Below are 17,014 nucleotides of genomic sequence, written 5' to 3' on the forward strand. Positions count from 1 at the left end.
TGCCATCCTGCACCCATGTTCCTGAACTTCCTCGACGAACTGCGCAGCGCCGGCATCCCCGCCAGCCTCAAGGAGCACCTAATCCTGCTCGAAGCCCTCGACGCCGAGGTCATCGAGCACACCCCCGAGCAATTCTACTACCTCTCCCGCGCGGTATACGTGAAGGACGAGGGGCTGCTCGACCGCTTCGACCAGGTCTTCGCGAAAGTCTTCCGCGGGCTCGCAACGACCTACGGCACCCCCGATGGCGCAGTCCCCGCCGATTGGCTGAAGGCAGTCGCCGAAAAATTCCTGACCTCCGAGGAAATGGCCGCGATCAAGTCGCTGGGGTCATGGGACGAAATCATGGAGACGCTGAAGCAGCGCCTCGCCGAACAGGAAGGTCGCCACCAGGGCGGCAGCAAGTGGATCGGCACCGGCGGCACCAGCCCGTTCGGCAATGCCGGCTACAATCCCGAAGGCGTCCGCGTCGGCGGCGAGAGCCGGCACGGCCGCGCGCTGAAAGTCTGGGACCAGCGCGAATTCCGCAACCTCGACAACACCAAGGAGCTCGGCACCCGCAACATCAAGGTCGCGCTGCGTCGCCTCCGGAAATTCGCGCGCGACGGCGCCGCCGACGAACTCGACATCGACGCGACCATCGCCGGCACCGCCCGCCAGGGCTGGCTCGACGTCGTGATGCGCGCCGAACGCCGCAACGCGGTCAAGCTGCTGCTGTTTCTCGACATCGGCGGGTCGATGGATCCCTGGATCACGCTCTGCGAGGAACTGTTCAGCGCGGCGACCAGCGAGTTCAAGAACCTCGAATTCTTCTACTTCCACAACTGCCCGTACGAGGGCGTGTGGAAGGACAATCGCCGCCGCTCGACCGAACGCACGCCGATGTGGGACGTGCTCCACAAGTTCGGCCACGACTACAAGCTGGTGTTCGTCGGCGATGCGTCGATGAGCCCGTACGAGATCACCCACCCCGGCGGCTCGGTCGAACATTTCAACGAAGAACCGGGCGCGGTGTGGATGCAGCGGCTGACCACGACCTATCCCGCCGCGGTGTGGCTCAACCCGGTGCCGGCGGAGCAATGGGGCTATTCGCAGAGCGTCCGGATGATCCGCGAGTTGCTGTCCGACCGGATGTATCCGCTGACGCTCGCCGGGCTGGACGACGCGATGCGCGAGCTCTCGCGCAAACGCTGAGGGAACCGGCGGCGCGTACCGCCGGTTTAGAAACCTCCAAGTCGTTTCAGGAGCGTTACTTATGTCGTCGATCCCCTCTTCCGCGATGCCGCACGCCAAGGCTCACCACGACGAGCCTGCCAAGACCGCGCCAAAGGCCGGTGCCAAGGCTGCAGCCGGCGACTGGATCGATACCGCGACCGACGCCGCCAAGTCCGGCTTCGCAACCGCAACCGAAGCTGTGAAGGAACACCCCAAGACCGCGCTCGCGGTCGGTGCGGCGGTAATCGCCGGTATCGCAGCCGCCGTCGCCGGCCCCGCACTGCTCGCCAAGGAGCCCGAGCCGGCAAAGAAGCCCGCACCCAAGAAGTCGGCCAAGAAGTAACCCACGAAAACCGCCGTCATCCCGGGCTCGTCCCGGGATCCAGGGTTACGGGCGCCAGCGCTCGTAACCCCGGGTCCTGACCTCCGTCAGGATGACGGGCGGATCGGCAGCCCGAATATCAAGGCCGGTCCACAACCCCACCCGCCATCGAATGCGGCACGCCGGTCGTCCCCGGAAAGCTGATCGGCAACCCCTTCAGTGTCCGCACCGCCATATAGGCGAACCCCTCCGCCTCCAGCGCATCACCGTTCCACCCCAGCGCATCGGTCGGTTCCGGCACCAGCCCGGTCCGCTCGCCGATCATCCGCAGCAGCGTCGGATTGTGCCGCCCGCCACCCGCGACCAGCAACCGCTTCGGCCGCGCCGGCAAATGCTTCAGCGCCTCCGCCACCGTCGCCGCGGTGAACGCCGTCAGCGTCGCCGCTCCGTCCGCGGACGACAGCCCGCGCGCCGGCTGGATCGTGAAATCGTTGCGATCGAGCGACTTCGGCGGAGGTGCATCGAAGAACGGATGGTCGAGCATCGCGGTCAGCACCGCCTCGTCGATCCGCCCCGACGCGGCCAGCGCGCCGCCGGCATCGTAGCGCGCACCGGTCTCCGCCTCGACCCAGCTGTCGATCAGGCCGTTCGCCGGCCCGGTATCGAACGCCACCAGCGCGCCGCGCGCGTCCAGCGTTTCGGGTGCCATCTCGTGCGACATGTGGGTCATGTCGTCGGCGGGGATGAAGGTGATGTTGCCGACCCCGCCCAGGTTCAGTACCGCGACCGGCCCGTCCAGCCGGGCCGCCAGCGCGGCGTGATAGACCGGCAGCAACGGTGCGCCATGCCCGCCTGCCGCGACATCGGCCGATCGGAAATCCGACACCGTGACGATCCCGGTCGACCGCGCCATCGCCGCGCCGTCGCCGATCTGCCAGGTCCAGCGCCGGTCTGGGCGATGCGCGATGGTCTGGCCGTGAAAGCCGATCACGCCGACGTCCTCCGCCTTCACGCCTGCATCCGCCAGCAGCTTGTGCACCGCGAACACGTGCGCACGGGTGACGAGCTCACCCGCCGCAACGATCGGCGGGCTCGCGCGCGGCCGTTCGAACGTCAGCGCCATCCGCGTCGCTTCGGCCAGCTCCGCGCGCGCCGCATCCGACCACGCCTCGCCGCGAAACGCGATCGCACGAACGTCGCCGACGCCGTCGGTCTCGATCAGCGCGGCGTCGATCCCGTCGAGCGAGGTGCCCGACATCAGCCCAATGGCCAGCATAAAGGTCCCCTTGTCGAACCATAATGGGGCGGTGCCGCGCAAAAGTCGAGAAATCGAGCGCACCTAGAAAACTGCCGCCATCTCCCCTATGTGGCGCGCTCTCATGGCAACGATACTCCCCTCCCCGCCCCGTGTCGGCATGGTCTCGCTCGGCTGTCCGAAGAACCTCGTCGACAGCGAGCGGATCCTGACCCAGCTGCGCAGCGACGGCTATCAGATGTCTCCGGATTATGCCGGCGCCGACGTCGTGCTGGTCAACACCTGCGGTTTCCTCGACAGCGCCAAGGAGGAAAGCCTCGACGCGATCGGCGAAGCGATCGCCGAGAATGGCCGGGTCATCGTCACCGGGTGCATGGGCAAGGAAGCCGACGTGATCCGCGCGCGCTTCCCCGGCGTGCTGGCGATCACCGGGGCACACGAATACGAACAGGTCGTCGGCGCGGTCCGCGAGGCAGCCCCGATGCCGCCCTCGGCGTTCCTCAACCTCGTCCCCGACGCCGGACTGAAGCTGACCCCGCGCCACTACAGCTATCTGAAGATCTCGGAGGGCTGCAACCACCGCTGCTCGTTCTGCATCATCCCGTCGTTGCGCGGCGACCTCGTCAGCCGCCGCCCCGACGCGATTCTACGCGAAGCGGAAAAGCTGGTCGCCGCCGGCACCAAGGAACTGCTGGTCATCAGCCAGGACACCTCGGCCTACGGCATCGACATCCGCCGCGAACCGCGGATGTGGAAGGGGCAGGAAGTCATCCCGCACATGACCGACCTTGCCCGCGAACTCGGCAAGATCGCACCGTGGGTGCGGCTCCACTACGTCTATCCCTATCCGCACGTCGACCAGGTCATCCCGTTGATGGCGGAGGGGCTGATCCTCCCCTATCTGGACATTCCGTTCCAGCACGCCGCACCCGAAGTGCTGCGCCGGATGAAGCGCCCCGGCAACGATGCCAAGGTGCTGCAGCGGATCCACAACTGGCGCAAGATCGCGCCCGACATCACGATCCGTTCGACCTTCGTGGTCGGCTTCCCTGGCGAGACCGAGGCGGATTTCCAGTATCTGCTAGACTGGCTCGATGAAGCGCAGCTCGACCGCGTCGGGGCGTTCCGCTTCGAACCGGTCGAGGGCGCGGCCGCGAACCTGCTGCCTGATCACGTCCCCGAAGAGATCAAGGAAGAGCGCTACGCTCGCCTGATGGAACGCACCGCGGCAATCTCTACCGCAAAGCTTGCCGCCAAGGTCGGCCGCACGCTCGACGTCATCATCGACGCGGTCGGCGATGGCGGAGCGACCGGCCGCAGCCAGGCCGATGCGCCTGAGATCGACGGCGAAGTCTTCCTCCGCGACGCCGGCCATCTCGACCTCGGCGACATCGTCCCCGTCCTGATCGAGGACGCCGACGAGCACGACCTGTACGGCGTGCCCGCCTGAGCAATCGTCATCCCGGACCGGGTCCGGGATGACATCCAGCTAGACCGCGCGGCGACCCGAAAACAGCTGGATCAGGCCGACGATCAGCGCGACGACGAGCAGGATGTGGATCAGGCCACCGGCGATGTGCAGCGAGAAGCCGAGCAGCCAGAGCACCAGAAGGATGACGGCGATGGTCCAAAGCATTGCAAAAACTCCTGTCAGATGACCGTCACCCGGTCTGCCCTCTCAACGTGGCGACCGCCCGCGTGTTCCAGACGGTTGCGCCGGCACGGCGATTCTGTTTCGGTGTGACAATGATAACCCTGCATCCCGCGTCATGACCGACTTCTCTGCCCTGCTGCAGCCCGACCATGGCCAGCCTGCACACGCGATCCACATCGTCGACGCGGCAGGCTTCGACGCCTGGCTAGCGCAACAGACGCCGTCCGTGCGCCAGTCGGTCGCGGGGCAGCGATTCGTCGGCAAACCCGGCAGCGTCGCGATCGTCGCCACCGACGATGGCTGGTACGTGGTTGCCGCCATCGAGTCCGGACCCTGGGCATTGGCAAAACTCGCGGAGACGCTGCCCGAGGGCGTCTATCGCCTCGATACCGAGGCGCTGCTGCTGGGCTGGCTGCTCGGCCAGTACCGTTTCGACCGCTATCGCAAGGCTCCGAATGCCGGCGCGCGGGTCCTGCTGGTCGAGGACGAGACGCAGATCGCGCAGGCCATCGGACTGGCGACGGCAACCGCGCTGGTTCGCGACCTGGTCAATACCGGCGCATCCGACCTGGGTCCGGCGGAACTGGAGCAAGAAGCCGAATCCCTCGCCCAACGCCACGGCGCGACCGTGACGACGACGCGCGGCGACGCGCTCGCCAGCGGCTATCCGATGATCCACGCGGTCGGACTCGCCGCGTCCGACGACCGCGCGCCGCGGCTGATCGAACTCGAATGGGGCGACCCGGCACACCCGCGAATCGCGCTCGTCGGCAAGGGCGTGTGCTTCGATTCGGGCGGGCTCGACATCAAGCCCGCCGCGGGCATGCGGCTGATGAAGAAGGACATGGGCGGCGCGGCGCACGCGCTCGCGCTGGCGAGTCTCGTCATGGCGGCAAAGCTCCCGGTCCGCCTCCATCTGCTCATCCCCGCAGTCGAGAACGCGATCGCCGGCAACGCCTTCCGCCCCGGCGACGTACTGCGGACCCGCGCCGGGCTGACGGTCGAGAACACCAACACCGATGCCGAGGGGCGACTGGTGCTCGGCGACGCGCTGACCCGGGCGTGCGAGGAGTCCCCCGAACTGATCCTCGATTTCGCAACGCTGACCGGCGCTGCCCGGGTTGCGCTCGGTCCCGATCTGCCGCCGTTGTTCACCGACGACGAGACGCTGGCAGCGGACCTGCTGGCGGCGGGGATCGCGGAGGCCGACCAGATGTGGCGGATGCCGCTATGGAATGCGTATGACGAGATGCTGAAGTCCGACGTCGCCGACCTGGTCAACGCACCCGAGGGCGGACTGGCCGGTGCGATCACCGCGGCGCTGTTCCTCCGCCGATTCGTGCGCAACGACATCGCCTGGGCGCATCTCGACGTCTTCGCTTGGCAGGCAGCGACCAAGCCGGGGCGGCCGAAGGGCGGCGAAGCCTATGCCCTGCGCGCAGCGTTCGCGATGCTGGCGAGGCGATACCCGCAGGCGTAACGGGCCGTCACACCCCCCCCGTCATCCTGACGAAAGTCAGGACCCAGGGTTACGGGCGGGGCGCTTGGGGCTCTGGGTCCTGACTTTCGTCAGGATGACGGTAGAGAAGATCGGACGGGAAGCGGAACGACGGCCAGCGGATCGTCAAGTCGGAATCTGCCCAAACGGCAGCAACTTGTCGGCGAGCAGCTTCGCCTCCTTGCCCCGCCCTGCCCTCAACGGCACCAGCACCGCCACCGCCGCCCGCCGGATGAACCCGTCGATCGGCGTCGGCGCAGGCGCCGCGCTGGCGGTCTCGACCAGCGCGCGGCCGCGCGGGTCCTCCGGATCGATCTCCAGCCGCAACAGCCCCGCCAGCCCGCAGAACATCGCGCGGTTGCCGCCCAGCGCGACTGCGCGGTCCAGCGCCTCATAGCCGACGCCCTTCTGCGCACCCGCAGCCGCGCGACCGACGAAGCGGCCCAGCTTGACGATCACCCCGACATGCCACGCGCCCAGCGCCGCCTGCGCCTCGGGATTACGCGGGAAACGCGCGACCAGCGACTCGTACTGCCGCCGCGCGGCGATCGCCTCGCTCCGGTTGCCGGTCAGCTTGGCCCGATAACCCACCGCCATCGCCTGCATCAGCGCAGCCTCCTGGTCGCCCGGCGCCCGCGCCAGCACCGCGCCGGCCACCGCACTCGCGCGATCGACCCGCGCCAACGCGACGGTGCGATCACGATCGATGAAACTGGCATGCGTCAGCAATTCGCGCGGCGTCTCGGCCTGCACGGACGCCGCCGCCAACGCCGATACGGCGACCGCCGCGCCGATGCATGTCTGGAACACCCGGGTCATCATACTCTACCCACCTGCGAAGAACATCGAATCCGGCCAAACCGACCCGGCCGGTCTACCGCCAAGTCGTTTACCAGTCCTTGATGTTGCGCAATACCCGATCTTCAAAGCGCGCCAGCAGCTTCGATGATCGGCACGAACTTCGCCGCGGTCAGGCTGGCGCCGCCGACCAGCGCGCCGTCGACGTTCGGGGTCGACAGGATCGCAGCCGCATTGTCGCCGGTCACCGACCCGCCATACAGGATTCGCACCCCCCCGGCCGCATCGCCGATCAGCATCTTCAGCTTCGCGCGCGCGATCGCATGGATCGCGGCGATCTCGTCCAACGTCGGGGTCCGCCCGGTGCCGATCGCCCAGCGTGGCTCATAGGCGAGCGTGAACCAGTCGCCATGCGCGTTATCGGGTACCGACTTTTCGATCTGCGCCTGCACGACACGTTCGGCGCGGTCGGCGTTGCGCTCGGCCTCGGTCTCGCCGCAGCACAGGATGACGTTCAGCCCCTGCCGGTGCGCCGCCGCGGCCTTGGCCCAGGCGTCGTGGCTGGTCTCGTGCTGGTCGGTGCGGCGTTCGCTATGCCCGACGATCGTGAAGCGCGCCCCCGCCTCCTTGACCATCGCCGCGGAGACGCAGCCGGTATGCGCGCCGCTGTCCGCCTCGTGGACGTCCTCGGCCCCGATCGCCAGCGCCGGCACGCGGTCCGACGCGGGGGTGATCAGCGTGAAGGGCACCGCCATGGCAACGTCGATCCCCGACGCCGCGTCCGCCGCCGCGGTGATCGCATCCAGTTCGGCAAGCGCCGCCCGGCTGCCGTTCATCTTCCAGTTTCCCGCCACCAGTTTGCGCCGCATTGCCGTCTCCCGTTCAATACCCGGTCGATAGCGCAGCCTCCGAACCGCACAAGCTTGAAGCGTGGCGGTGCTCCCCGTAAAGCGTGGCGGTTCAATCCAGTCGATCGGCCTTACATGCTCGCATTCTTCCGCCGCCTCACCCAGTCCAGGGGCGGCGTCATCATCACCTTCCTGGTGCTCGGCGTCATCGCGATCGCGTTCGCGGCCGGCGACGTTACCGGCATCGGATCGTTGGGCGGCAGCATCGCCGCGAACGACGTCGCCAAGGTCGGCAAGGCCGAGGTCACGGAGAGCGAGGTCAAGAGCCGCGTCCAGACCGAGCTCGAGGGCTATCGCCAGCAGCAGCCGACACTCGACATGGCGACCTATGTCGCCCAGGGCGGCTTCGAGGGCACGATGGAGCGGATCGTCTCCAGCCTCGCGCTCGAACAGTTCGCCCGCAACCAGGGCATGGTGATCAGCAAGCGCGCGGTCGACGGACAGATCGCCAGCATCCCCGCGCTGCAGGGCCCGACCGGCAAGTTCGACCCGAATCTCTATCGCCAGGTGCTCGCCGAGCGGAAGCTGACCGACGTCCAGATCCGCGGCGACATCGTCCGCGACACGCTGGCGCAGCTGCTGATCCTGCCGACCAACGGCGCGACCCAGATGCCCGCGCAGCTGGCGCTCCCCTATGCCTCGCTGCTGCTCGAAAAGCGCGCCGGCACGATTGGTTTCATCCCGACCTCGGTGGTCCCCGCCGGCCCCGCGCCGAGCGATGCCGACCTCGCCACCTTCTACAAGCGCAACGTCGCGCGCTACACGGTGCCCGAGCGCCGCATCGTCCGCTATGCGGTGGTGACGCCCGACATGGTCAAGGCCCGCGCCGTCCCCACCGATGCCGAGATCGCCCAGCGCTACCAGCAGGATCGCGCCAAATACGCTGCCACTGAAAAGCGCACGATCACGCAGGTCGTGGTCTCCGACCAGGCCGGCGCGGCTGCGATCGCCGCCAAGGCAAAGGGCGGCGCTTCGCTGTCCGACGCCGCCCGCGCCGCCGGGCTGGAGGCTTCGGTCCAGACCGGCGTCGACAAGGCCGCCTATGCCGGCGCCACCTCGACCACGCTCGCCGATACGATGTTCGCCGCCGCCAAGGGTGCGGTGGTCGGCCCGGTCCGCGGCCCGCTCGGCTGGACCGTCGCAAAGGTCGATTCGGTCGATCAGGTCGCCGCCCGCTCGCTCGATCAGGTTCGCGCCGAGATCGCCGCCGCGCTCGCCACCCAGAAGTCCGCCGCCGCGCTCAGCGACATCCACGACAAGATCGACGACGCGCTGGCCAAGAACGCGACGTTCGACGAGATCGCGACCGACCAGAAGCTCCAGGCGCAGACCACCGCGCCGCTCGCGGCCAACGGCGCCAACCCCGACGATGCGACCGCGCAGCCCGATCCGAAGATGGCACCGCTGGTCGCCGCCGCGTTCCAGGCGAGCGAAGGCGACGCCCCGCAGATGGTCCAGACCGGTCCGGACGGCAGCTTCGCGGTCGTCGGTCTCGGCCGCATCGTCGCCGCCGCACCGCGTCCGCTGGCACAGGTCCGTGACGCCGTGCTCCGCGACGTCTCCGCCGATCGCAGCCGCCAGGCCGCGCGCAAGGTTGCGAACGACGTGCTGGCGCGGATCAACAAGGGCATGCCGTTGCCGCAGTCGCTGCTCGCGACCGGTCTGAAGCTGCCCCCGCCGCAGACGCTGACCCCGACCCGCGCGCAGATCAGCGCCAACCCGCAGGGCGCGCCGCCCGCACTCGCGCTGATGTTCGCGATGGCACAGGGCACCGCCAAGACGCTCGCAGCGCCCGACAATAGCGGCTGGTTCGTGATCAAGCTCGACCGCATCGACCGCGGCGACGCCTCGCGCACTCCGGCCGCGATCAACGCCACCCGTGGCAATATCGGCCGTGGCCTGGGTCGCGAATACAGCGAACAGTTCGCCAAGGCGGTCCGCGCCGATGTCGGCGTCAAGACCGATGCCGCCGCGATTGCCCGCGTGAAGGCCGAACTGCTCAGCGGGGGTAGCTCCAATAACTGAGTCGACGAACGCGGCGGTGGCGGCACTCGCCGCCGACCGCCCCGCGCTGATCTGGCGCCGCCAGGTCGCGGATACCGAGACTCCGGTCGCGGCCGCGCTGAAGCTGATCGAACCGGGACGCGGCGACTTCCTGCTCGAATCGGTCGAGGGCGGCGAGATCCGCGGGCGTCACAGCCTGATCGGACTCGCCCCCGACCTGCTGTTCCGCGCGCATGGCCAGCACGCGGAGACCAACCGCCACTGGGCAACCGACCGCGACGCGTTCGAACCCTGCGCCAAGCCGACGCTGGATGCCCTGCGCGCGCTGGTCGCCGAATGCCGCGCCGAGGTGCCGCCCGAACTGCCCCGTGCGCTCGCCTGCCTGGTCGGGTATTTCGGCTATGAGACGATCGGGCTTGTCGAGACGCTCGCCCAGCCCGAGGCGGATCCGCTCGGCCTGCCCGACATGATCTTCGTGCGACCGACCGTCATCCTGGTGTTCGATCGCCTGACCGATGCGCTGTACCTGGTCGCGCCGGCGTGGCCCGGCGGCGATCCCGCGACGCTGGTCCGCGCCGCCGAGGATCGCCTCGACGCGGTCGCGGCCAAGCTCGCGGGCACGCCGGTGCCGCCGCCGGTCCGCGCCGACGTCGCCGAACCCGTCTACACCCCCGCCCTGGCGCCGGGCCGCTACAACGAGATGGTCGCCGCCGCGCAGGACTATATCCTCGCGGGCGACATCTTCCAGGTCGTGCTGGCGCAGCGCTTCAGCACGCCGTTCGCGCTGCCGCCGTTCGAGCTCTACCGCTCGCTGCGCCGGATCAACCCGTCGCCGTTCCTCTATCACCTCGACCTGCCCGGCTTCGCGCTGATCGGATCGAGCCCCGAAATCCTGGTCCGCGTCCGCGACGACGAAGTTACGATCCGCCCGATCGCCGGCACCCGTCCGCGCGGAAAGACGCCGGCGGAGGACGAGGCGAACCGCATCAGCCTGCTCGCCGATCCCAAGGAGCGCGCCGAGCATCTGATGCTGCTAGACCTCGGTCGCAACGATGTCGGCCGCGCGTCTGCGCCGGGATCGGTCAAGGTCACCGCCAGCTACGGCGTCGAATTCTACAGCCATGTCATGCACATCGTCTCGAACGTCGTCGGCCGGCTGTCCCCCGACAAGGACGCGCTCGACGCACTGTTCGCCGGCTTCCCCGCCGGCACCGTCAGCGGCGCGCCGAAGGTGCGAGCGTGCGAAATCATCGCCGAACTCGAAAGCGAACGCCGCGGCGCCTATGCCGGCGGCGTCGGCTATTTCTCGCCCGACGGATCGATGGACTCGTGCATCGTCCTGCGCACCGCGGTGGTGAAGGACGGTACCATCCACGTCCAGGCCGGCGCCGGCATTGTCGCCGACAGCGTCCCCGAATACGAACAACGCGAATGCGAAGCGAAAGCCGGCGCGATCCTCGCCGCCGCCCGCGAAGCGGTAGCGCGAGCGGGGGCAGCCGGCTTCGGCCAATAGGCGTCGCGAGCACGCCCCACCCAAACCCGTCATCCTGACGAAAGTCAGGACCCAGAGTACCAAACGCCACCGCCCGTAACCCTGGGTCCCGGGTCAAGCCCGGGATGACGGAGGGCTACTCACCCGCCGTCATCTCAGCGAAAGCTGGGATCTCCCCGTTTCGGCCCGTACGCTGACCCAACGGGGCTCACCCCTCGCCGCAACGATCACCTCACGGCGTGGTCGTCGTCTCCGAAGAATTCGCACGACGCTCGGCCGAATACGCCTTCGCCCGCTGCAGCGAACACCCAGACTGCCCACCGGTCCCGACCGCCGAACACGTATCCGGCAAACCGCCAGCCGTACGCCCGATCTCGTCCAGCGACGCCGCACGGTTGACCCAGCTCTGGTTCTGCGCCGGGATCGGCTTGTCGTCGCGCAACGACTTCGGAATGCGATACGGCTGGTCGAGCGTCTGGCAAACCACGACCTCGTCGCCCGTCCCCTTCGGACACGCCTGCCCCGCGGTCAGCGTCACGCTGCGGACGCGCTGCGGCGGCTGGCCGGCCTGCGCGGCTTCGGCCTGGGTCGGCTTCGAAGCCCGAGCCTGGGGAGCCTGTGCCGAAGCGAGGCCTGGCGACAGAGCCCCAGGCAATATGGCCAGAGTGGCGAACAACGCGGTACGGAACATCACGGAAACTCCCTTGTAGTCGAACAACGTCCGCCGCCACGCATTGCTCCGACCTGAATGCTGCGATGCGACGATATGCTGCGATGCGATGATCCTGCCGGGCGGCGGTTACGATCTGGTGTTCCGCGGCTCTGGTCGCAACACCCCCGCCCCTGCTCGCAACACCGTTGCACGATGACACCCATCGTTTATGGCGATCGGCATGATCCTGGTCATCGACAATTACGACAGCTTCACCTGGAACCTGGTCCATTACCTGATGGAGCTCGGCGTCGAGGTCGAGGTCGTCCGCAACGATGCGATCTCGGCAGGCCAGGCGCTGTCGTCGGGCGCCGACGCGTTCCTGATCTCGCCCGGCCCCTGCACCCCCAACGAAGCCGGCGTAAGCCTCGATCTGGTCGCCGCCTGCGCCGACGCGGGCCGGCCGCTGCTCGGCGTGTGCCTCGGCCATCAGGCGATCGGCCAGCATTTCGGCGGCATCGTCGAGCGCGGCGGGCTGATGCACGGGAAAACCTCGCCGGTACTTCACGACGACACCGGTCTCTATGCCGGCCTGCCCTCGCCGTTCCTCGCGACCCGCTATCACTCGCTGATCGTTAACGCGGTGCCCGACAGCCTGGTCGTCAACGCCACCGCCGAGGATGGCACCGTCATGGGCTTCCGCCACGCGACGCTGCCGATCCACGGCGTGCAGTTCCACCCCGAAAGCATCGCGACCGAACACGGCCACGCAATGCTGGCGAACTTCCTCGCGATCGCAGGGGTGCCGGGCAAGGCACGCGAGGACGCGGCGTGACCACCGTCACCCTCCTCCCCGATCCCACGACCCCGCTTTCGCGCGAATCCGCCCGCGAAGCGTTCGCCGACATCCTCGACGCCCGCGCCAGCGACGACGCGATCGCATCCTTTCTCACGACCCTGGCGATCCGCGGCGAGACCAGCATAGAAGTCGCCGAAGCCGCCCGCGCGCTCCGCAACCGAATGCTGCCGATCACCGCGTCCGCCGCCGCGATCGACGTCTGCGGCACCGGCGGCGATGGCCACCACACCTTGAACGTCTCGACCGCAGTCGCGCTCGTCGTCGCGGCGTGCGGCGTCCCCGTCGCCAAGCACGGCAACCGCGCCGCCTCCAGCAAGGCCGGCGCTGCCGACACGCTCGAAGTCCTCGGCCTAGACATGGAGCGCGCCGGCGCCACCGCCGAACAGAGCCTAGGCGACATCGGCATCGCCTTCCTGTTCGCCGCCAACCACCACCCGGCGATGCGCCGCATCACCCCGATCCGCCAGCGCATCGGCCGCCGCACGATCTTCAACCTGATGGGCCCGCTCGCCAACCCGGCCGGCGTCACCCGCCAGCTGATCGGTATCGCCCGTCCCGACTACGTCCCGCTGTACGCCGACGCGCTGGAACAGCTCGGCACCCAGGCGGCGCTCGTCGTATCGGGCGAGGAAGGCCTCGACGAACTCTCGGGAGCCGGCCCCAGCATCGTCGCCGCGATCGGAGCGGTCGACCTGCCCCGCCGGATCGTCCCCGAAGACGCCGGCCTGCCCCGCCACCCCGTCACCGCGATCCGCGGTGGCGACGCCGCCTACAACGCCGCCGCGCTGCAACGCCTGTTGCAGGGCGAGACCGGTGCGTACCGCGACGCCGTCCTGCTCAACGCCGCCGCCGCGCTGATCGTCGCCGGCACCGTGCAGACCCTCACCGACGGCGCAGCCCGCGCCGCCGAAGCCCTTGACGAACGCCGCGCCGAAGCGCTGCTCGCCCGCTGGATCGCCTATTGATGACCATGCTCGACCGCATCCTCGAAACCAAGCGTGCCGAAGTCGCCGCGCGCAAGGCCACAACCAGCCTCGCCGACATCGACGCCGGCATCGCAAAGGCGACCAAGCCCCGCGGTTTCCGCGCCGCGCTGGACGCCAAGCCCGGCCATGCGCTGATCGCCGAAGTGAAGAAGGCGAGCCCGTCGAAGGGCCTCATCCGCGCCGACTTCGATCCCCCCGCACACGCCCGTGCCTATGAAGCCGGCGGTGCCGCCTGCCTGTCGGTGCTCACCGACGAGCGCTGGTTCCAGGGCGCCGATTCCTACCTCACCGCCGCACGCGACGCGGTATCGATCCCGGTGCTGCGGAAGGATTTCATGGTCGACCCGTGGCAGGCGACAGAGGCGCGCAGCATCGGCGCCGACGCGATCCTGATCATCGTCGCCGCGCTCGACGACGCGCAAATGGCCGAGATCGAAGCCTCCGCGATCGAATGCGGCATGGACGTGCTGGTCGAAGTGCACGACGCGCAGGAACTGGAGCGCGCACTAAAACTGAAATCCCGCCTAATCGGCGTCAACAACCGCGACCTGCGCGACTTCTCGGTCGACTTCCGCCGCACCTACGACCTCGTCGCGCTCGCCCCCAAGGACTGCACCTTCGTCGCGGAAAGCGGCCTCACCACCCGCGCCGACCTCGACGCGCTGGCCGAAAAGGGCGTCCACTGCTTCCTGATCGGCGAAGCGCTGATGCGCCAACCCGACATCGAAGCCGCCACGCGCGCCCTGATCGGATGACCAGCCTCACCCATATCGACGCCGAGGGCGCGGCGCGGATGGTCGATGTCGGCGGCAAGGCCGTCACCACCCGCATCGGCATCGCCAGCGGCCGCATCACGATGTCGCGCGAAGCCGCGACCGCGATCGCCGCAGGCACCGCCAAGAAGGGCGACGTCCTCGCCGTCGCCCGCGTTGCCGGCATCATGGCGGCCAAGCGCACCAGCGACCTCATCCCGCTCTGCCATCCCCTCCCCCTAACCTCGGTCGACATCGCCCTCGCAGTCGACGAAACCGGCGTAACCGCCACCGCGACTACCACGACCGACGGCAAGACCGGCGTCGAAATGGAGGCATTGACCGCCGTCTCGGTCACCCTGCTGACGATCTACGACATGGCCAAGGCGATCGATAAAGCTATGATCCTCCACGACATCCGCCTGCTAGAAAAGCGCGGCGGCAAGTCCGGCGACTGGACCGCCTGAGCTTCTTCCACAAGGCGGGAGGAAAAGCCCCCCTCCCGTCATCCCGACGAAAGTCAGGACCCAGAGCCCCAAGCGCCACGCCTGCCATTCGACCACGGACCCCGGCAGCAGTCGGACCACCCCGCCGCCAGTCGGCAATGCTCCACTGGCGAGAAGAGCGGCAGTCCCTGAACAGCAGGTCGAAAACGGCAGCTAACGCCCACACTCGGACGTTCCCCCGCCACAGAGGTAGGAGTGACTAAAGCCGCTATTAACCGGGACCCAACTTTTCGTCGATAATTCCGCAGGGTCGCCACCTCGCGCGATGTTGACAAAAGAGGATGGTGGCATTGTCGAAAGCTGCCCCAGGGCATCGCATAGCTGGGCTGGACGGCCTTCGCGCAATCGCCGCGTTGATGGTTTTCCTCGAACACAAGACAGCACTCGGAAGCTTGGCCATCGGCGGTTATGGGGTTCGCCTTTTCTTTGTTCTCAGCGGATACCTCATTATTGGTGGCATCGTCCGGAACTTCGAAGCAGACGGGGGAGGAAAGGCGGAGCAGATGCGGCGGTTCTTCGTGAATCGCGCTTTCCGGATACTTCCCATTTACTGGCTGACACTCGCCGGCGCAGCCTTGCTGTTAGCATTTGGCGTCACCGACGCCGTCTCTTGGACGGAGTTGGCTTGGCACTCGGCATTTGCCGGCAACATCTACACCGGTCAGATTGTTGGCCAATGGTCGGCGGCTTTAAGTCATCTCTGGAGCCTAGCTGTCGAAGAGCAATTCTATCTCCTCATTGCTCCTCTGCTGATATTGGCGGGTCATCGTTGGTGGCAACATATCTGCTCTGCGCTGGTGGTGACGGCACTGTTGCGGGGCATTTACCTCGTCTCAACGCACGCGCCGGCAATACAGGTCCTGACGGACTCTCTAACCAGTTTCGGTATGATTGCGATCGGCGGCTGCCTGTGTCAGCTCGGGACAAAGACCTCCCGCTTGTCCGACACGTCCGTCCTCGCGGTGCTGACGCTCTATGTCGCCTCGCCGATCATGCTTTACCCGGTGTCCGGCCTCTTCCCGTACATTGCGTTAACGACAATTCCCTTGGCGGCGTTCCTGATCGTCGCGGTAGCTGGGCAGCCTGGATCGCTTGCGGTGAAACTCCTGGAGGTCGCGCCACTGAAGGCTTTCGGACGCGTGAGCTATGGTTTCTACCTTTACCATTACTGGATCACGAGCGACACGCTCTATGTGGTTTCAGGGGGAGTTCTCGATATTCGATCGTCCCTCGACGACGTCCAAGTCCCCATCCTGTTCTTGGTCACCTTGGCGTTGTCCGTATTGTCCTGGGTTGCGATTGAGAAGCCCGCGCTTGTACTACGATCGCGGTGGTTGCGAGCGGGCGATCTTCGATCGCGAAAACCGGAGGGACACCACCATTTAGAACTGATTGAACCGATCGGAAGAGTATCCGTAGGCTAAGTTTTTAGAAACTGTATGATTTCTATATCACGGCTTCGAGCTCAACAAATTTAACCTTCAGTGCTCCGGGCGGACCAAAGGTCCGCATGGTGGTCCTGTTCCGGCAACGTGATTCGGCCGTAGAGTAGCAGCGGCGGCATTATTCGGATCACGCAGTTGCGTTTCGCTCGAACGGCAAATCTTCAGTCTAAGAAGTGATCGTTGCGGCCGTACCAAACGCCGGAAGGAGTTGGTCCGCGAACCAACCCAATGCTGCATTCGGCTAAGCGATCGACCGAATGACAGCCCAACGTTCAAAATCCCCCGTTCGCTTTGCGGTTAGCGCGTTAACCGGACATTCGGGTGGCCCACGAGTCGAGCTACGACGGCGTCGATTGCGGCAGAATTCGCTGCGAAGCGAGGTCCGTTCAGGCGCATCTCGTCAATGACCATGGTCTCCAGCACACCAAGCCACTCCTCGCCCTCGCGACCTTCGTAAGCGTCGAAGATCTGGCGCCCTGGTTCACGCGCCTCCAAGAAGGTTGAGGCGGACAGGTTCCGGCAATGTTGCTCCCATGCGTCGGTTAGGACGATGGCTTCGATCACATCGGCGACTCGTGCCGCTGCTTCGGCATAACTCAGTCGTAACTCCATCAATCAAAGAAGACGACACGACCAACGTCAGCTATCCTCCCCTGAAAGCAGCAAGG

17 protein-coding genes are annotated in these 17,014 nt (G+C 67.2%); 11 read left to right on the top strand and 6 right to left on the bottom strand.

Annotated features, from left to right (window positions below):
* Positions 1-15: 15 nt before the first annotated feature.
* Both SJY20_RS13220 and SJY20_RS13225 read left to right on the top strand, forming a co-directional pair.
* Positions 16-1,194 carry a VWA domain-containing protein gene (locus tag SJY20_RS13220; RefSeq protein ID WP_380787381.1) on the top strand — a complete coding sequence of 393 codons (1,179 nt, stop codon included), beginning with the start codon at positions 16-18 and terminating at the stop codon, positions 1,192-1,194.
* 61 nt (positions 1,195-1,255) lie between these two features.
* Complete coding sequence (locus SJY20_RS13225; protein WP_380787382.1) at positions 1,256-1,558, top strand: hypothetical protein; 303 nt, start codon at positions 1,256-1,258, stop codon at positions 1,556-1,558.
* A 118-nt stretch (positions 1,559-1,676) separates the two neighbouring features.
* On the opposite strand, the gene SJY20_RS13230 is transcribed toward SJY20_RS13225, so the two are convergent.
* The gene (locus SJY20_RS13230; RefSeq protein WP_380787383.1) at positions 1,677-2,813 is read right to left on the bottom strand and encodes an anhydro-N-acetylmuramic acid kinase; all 1,137 of its coding nucleotides are present in this window, start codon (positions 2,811-2,813) and stop codon (positions 1,677-1,679) included.
* Positions 2,814-2,916: 103 nt separating this feature from the next.
* On the opposite strand from SJY20_RS13230, the gene rimO reads away from it, so the two are divergent.
* The gene (rimO, locus tag SJY20_RS13235) at positions 2,917-4,242 is read left to right on the top strand and encodes a 30S ribosomal protein S12 methylthiotransferase RimO (protein ID WP_380787384.1); all 1,326 of its coding nucleotides are present in this window, start codon (positions 2,917-2,919) and stop codon (positions 4,240-4,242) included.
* 39 nt (positions 4,243-4,281) lie between these two features.
* Here rimO and SJY20_RS13240 read toward each other — a convergent pair whose 3' ends face one another.
* Positions 4,282-4,428 carry a lmo0937 family membrane protein gene (locus SJY20_RS13240; RefSeq protein ID WP_267395103.1) on the bottom strand — a complete coding sequence of 49 codons (147 nt, stop codon included), beginning with the start codon at positions 4,426-4,428 and terminating at the stop codon, positions 4,282-4,284.
* Positions 4,429-4,561: 133 nt separating this feature from the next.
* Here SJY20_RS13240 and SJY20_RS13245 point away from each other — a divergent pair, with 133 nt between their 5' ends.
* Positions 4,562-5,926: a leucyl aminopeptidase family protein gene (locus SJY20_RS13245; protein WP_380787385.1), complete on the top strand. Its 1,365-nt coding sequence runs from the start codon at positions 4,562-4,564 to the stop codon at positions 5,924-5,926.
* A gap of 144 nt (positions 5,927-6,070) precedes the next feature.
* Here SJY20_RS13245 and SJY20_RS13250 read toward each other — a convergent pair whose 3' ends face one another.
* Both SJY20_RS13250 and tpiA read right to left on the bottom strand, forming a co-directional pair.
* Positions 6,071-6,766: a hypothetical protein gene (locus SJY20_RS13250; RefSeq protein WP_380787386.1), complete on the bottom strand. Its 696-nt coding sequence runs from the start codon at positions 6,764-6,766 to the stop codon at positions 6,071-6,073.
* A 101-nt stretch (positions 6,767-6,867) separates the two neighbouring features.
* The gene (gene tpiA, locus SJY20_RS13255) at positions 6,868-7,611 is read right to left on the bottom strand and encodes a triose-phosphate isomerase (RefSeq protein WP_380787387.1); all 744 of its coding nucleotides are present in this window, start codon (positions 7,609-7,611) and stop codon (positions 6,868-6,870) included.
* A gap of 114 nt (positions 7,612-7,725) precedes the next feature.
* On the opposite strand from tpiA, the gene SJY20_RS13260 reads away from it, so the two are divergent.
* Both SJY20_RS13260 and SJY20_RS13265 read left to right on the top strand, forming a co-directional pair.
* The gene (locus SJY20_RS13260) at positions 7,726-9,675 is read left to right on the top strand and encodes a SurA N-terminal domain-containing protein (RefSeq protein WP_380787388.1); all 1,950 of its coding nucleotides are present in this window, start codon (positions 7,726-7,728) and stop codon (positions 9,673-9,675) included.
* 16 nt (positions 9,676-9,691) lie between these two features.
* Complete coding sequence (locus SJY20_RS13265) at positions 9,692-11,167, top strand: anthranilate synthase component I family protein (RefSeq protein ID WP_380787389.1); 1,476 nt, start codon at positions 9,692-9,694, stop codon at positions 11,165-11,167.
* Between the two features lie 211 nt (positions 11,168-11,378).
* Here SJY20_RS13265 and SJY20_RS13270 read toward each other — a convergent pair whose 3' ends face one another.
* Positions 11,379-11,837 (bottom strand): hypothetical protein, encoded by a 459-nt coding sequence (locus tag SJY20_RS13270; protein ID WP_380788701.1) that lies wholly within the window; start codon positions 11,835-11,837, stop codon positions 11,379-11,381.
* A gap of 202 nt (positions 11,838-12,039) precedes the next feature.
* Here SJY20_RS13270 and SJY20_RS13275 point away from each other — a divergent pair, with 202 nt between their 5' ends.
* The 5 genes from SJY20_RS13275 to SJY20_RS13295 all read left to right on the top strand — a co-directional run bounded on the left by SJY20_RS13275 (position 12,040) and on the right by SJY20_RS13295 (position 16,325).
* Positions 12,040-12,633 carry an anthranilate synthase component II gene (locus SJY20_RS13275; protein ID WP_380787390.1) on the top strand — a complete coding sequence of 198 codons (594 nt, stop codon included), beginning with the start codon at positions 12,040-12,042 and terminating at the stop codon, positions 12,631-12,633.
* Positions 12,630-13,622, top strand: coding sequence for an anthranilate phosphoribosyltransferase (trpD, locus tag SJY20_RS13280; RefSeq protein WP_380787391.1), 993 nt, complete (start codon positions 12,630-12,632; stop codon positions 13,620-13,622). The genes SJY20_RS13275 and trpD overlap by 4 nt, the downstream gene beginning before the upstream one ends.
* The gene (gene trpC / locus SJY20_RS13285; RefSeq protein ID WP_380787392.1) at positions 13,622-14,398 is read left to right on the top strand and encodes an indole-3-glycerol phosphate synthase TrpC; all 777 of its coding nucleotides are present in this window, start codon (positions 13,622-13,624) and stop codon (positions 14,396-14,398) included. Before trpD ends, trpC begins: the two co-directional genes overlap by 1 nt.
* The gene (moaC, locus tag SJY20_RS13290; RefSeq protein WP_380787393.1) at positions 14,395-14,862 is read left to right on the top strand and encodes a cyclic pyranopterin monophosphate synthase MoaC; all 468 of its coding nucleotides are present in this window, start codon (positions 14,395-14,397) and stop codon (positions 14,860-14,862) included. The genes trpC and moaC overlap by 4 nt, the downstream gene beginning before the upstream one ends.
* 323 nt (positions 14,863-15,185) lie before the next feature.
* Positions 15,186-16,325 (top strand): acyltransferase family protein, encoded by a 1,140-nt coding sequence (locus tag SJY20_RS13295; protein WP_380787394.1) that lies wholly within the window; start codon positions 15,186-15,188, stop codon positions 16,323-16,325.
* 318 nt (positions 16,326-16,643) lie between these two features.
* Here the strand turns inward: SJY20_RS13295 and SJY20_RS13300 are convergent, their stop codons facing one another.
* Positions 16,644-16,958 carry a hypothetical protein gene (locus SJY20_RS13300; RefSeq protein WP_380787395.1) on the bottom strand — a complete coding sequence of 105 codons (315 nt, stop codon included), beginning with the start codon at positions 16,956-16,958 and terminating at the stop codon, positions 16,644-16,646.
* Between the last annotated feature and the right edge of the window lie 56 nt (positions 16,959-17,014).

It is taken from the genome of Sphingomonas sp. R86521, from assembly GCF_042466235.1.
Classification (GTDB): Bacteria; Pseudomonadota; Alphaproteobacteria; order Sphingomonadales; family Sphingomonadaceae; genus Sphingomonas.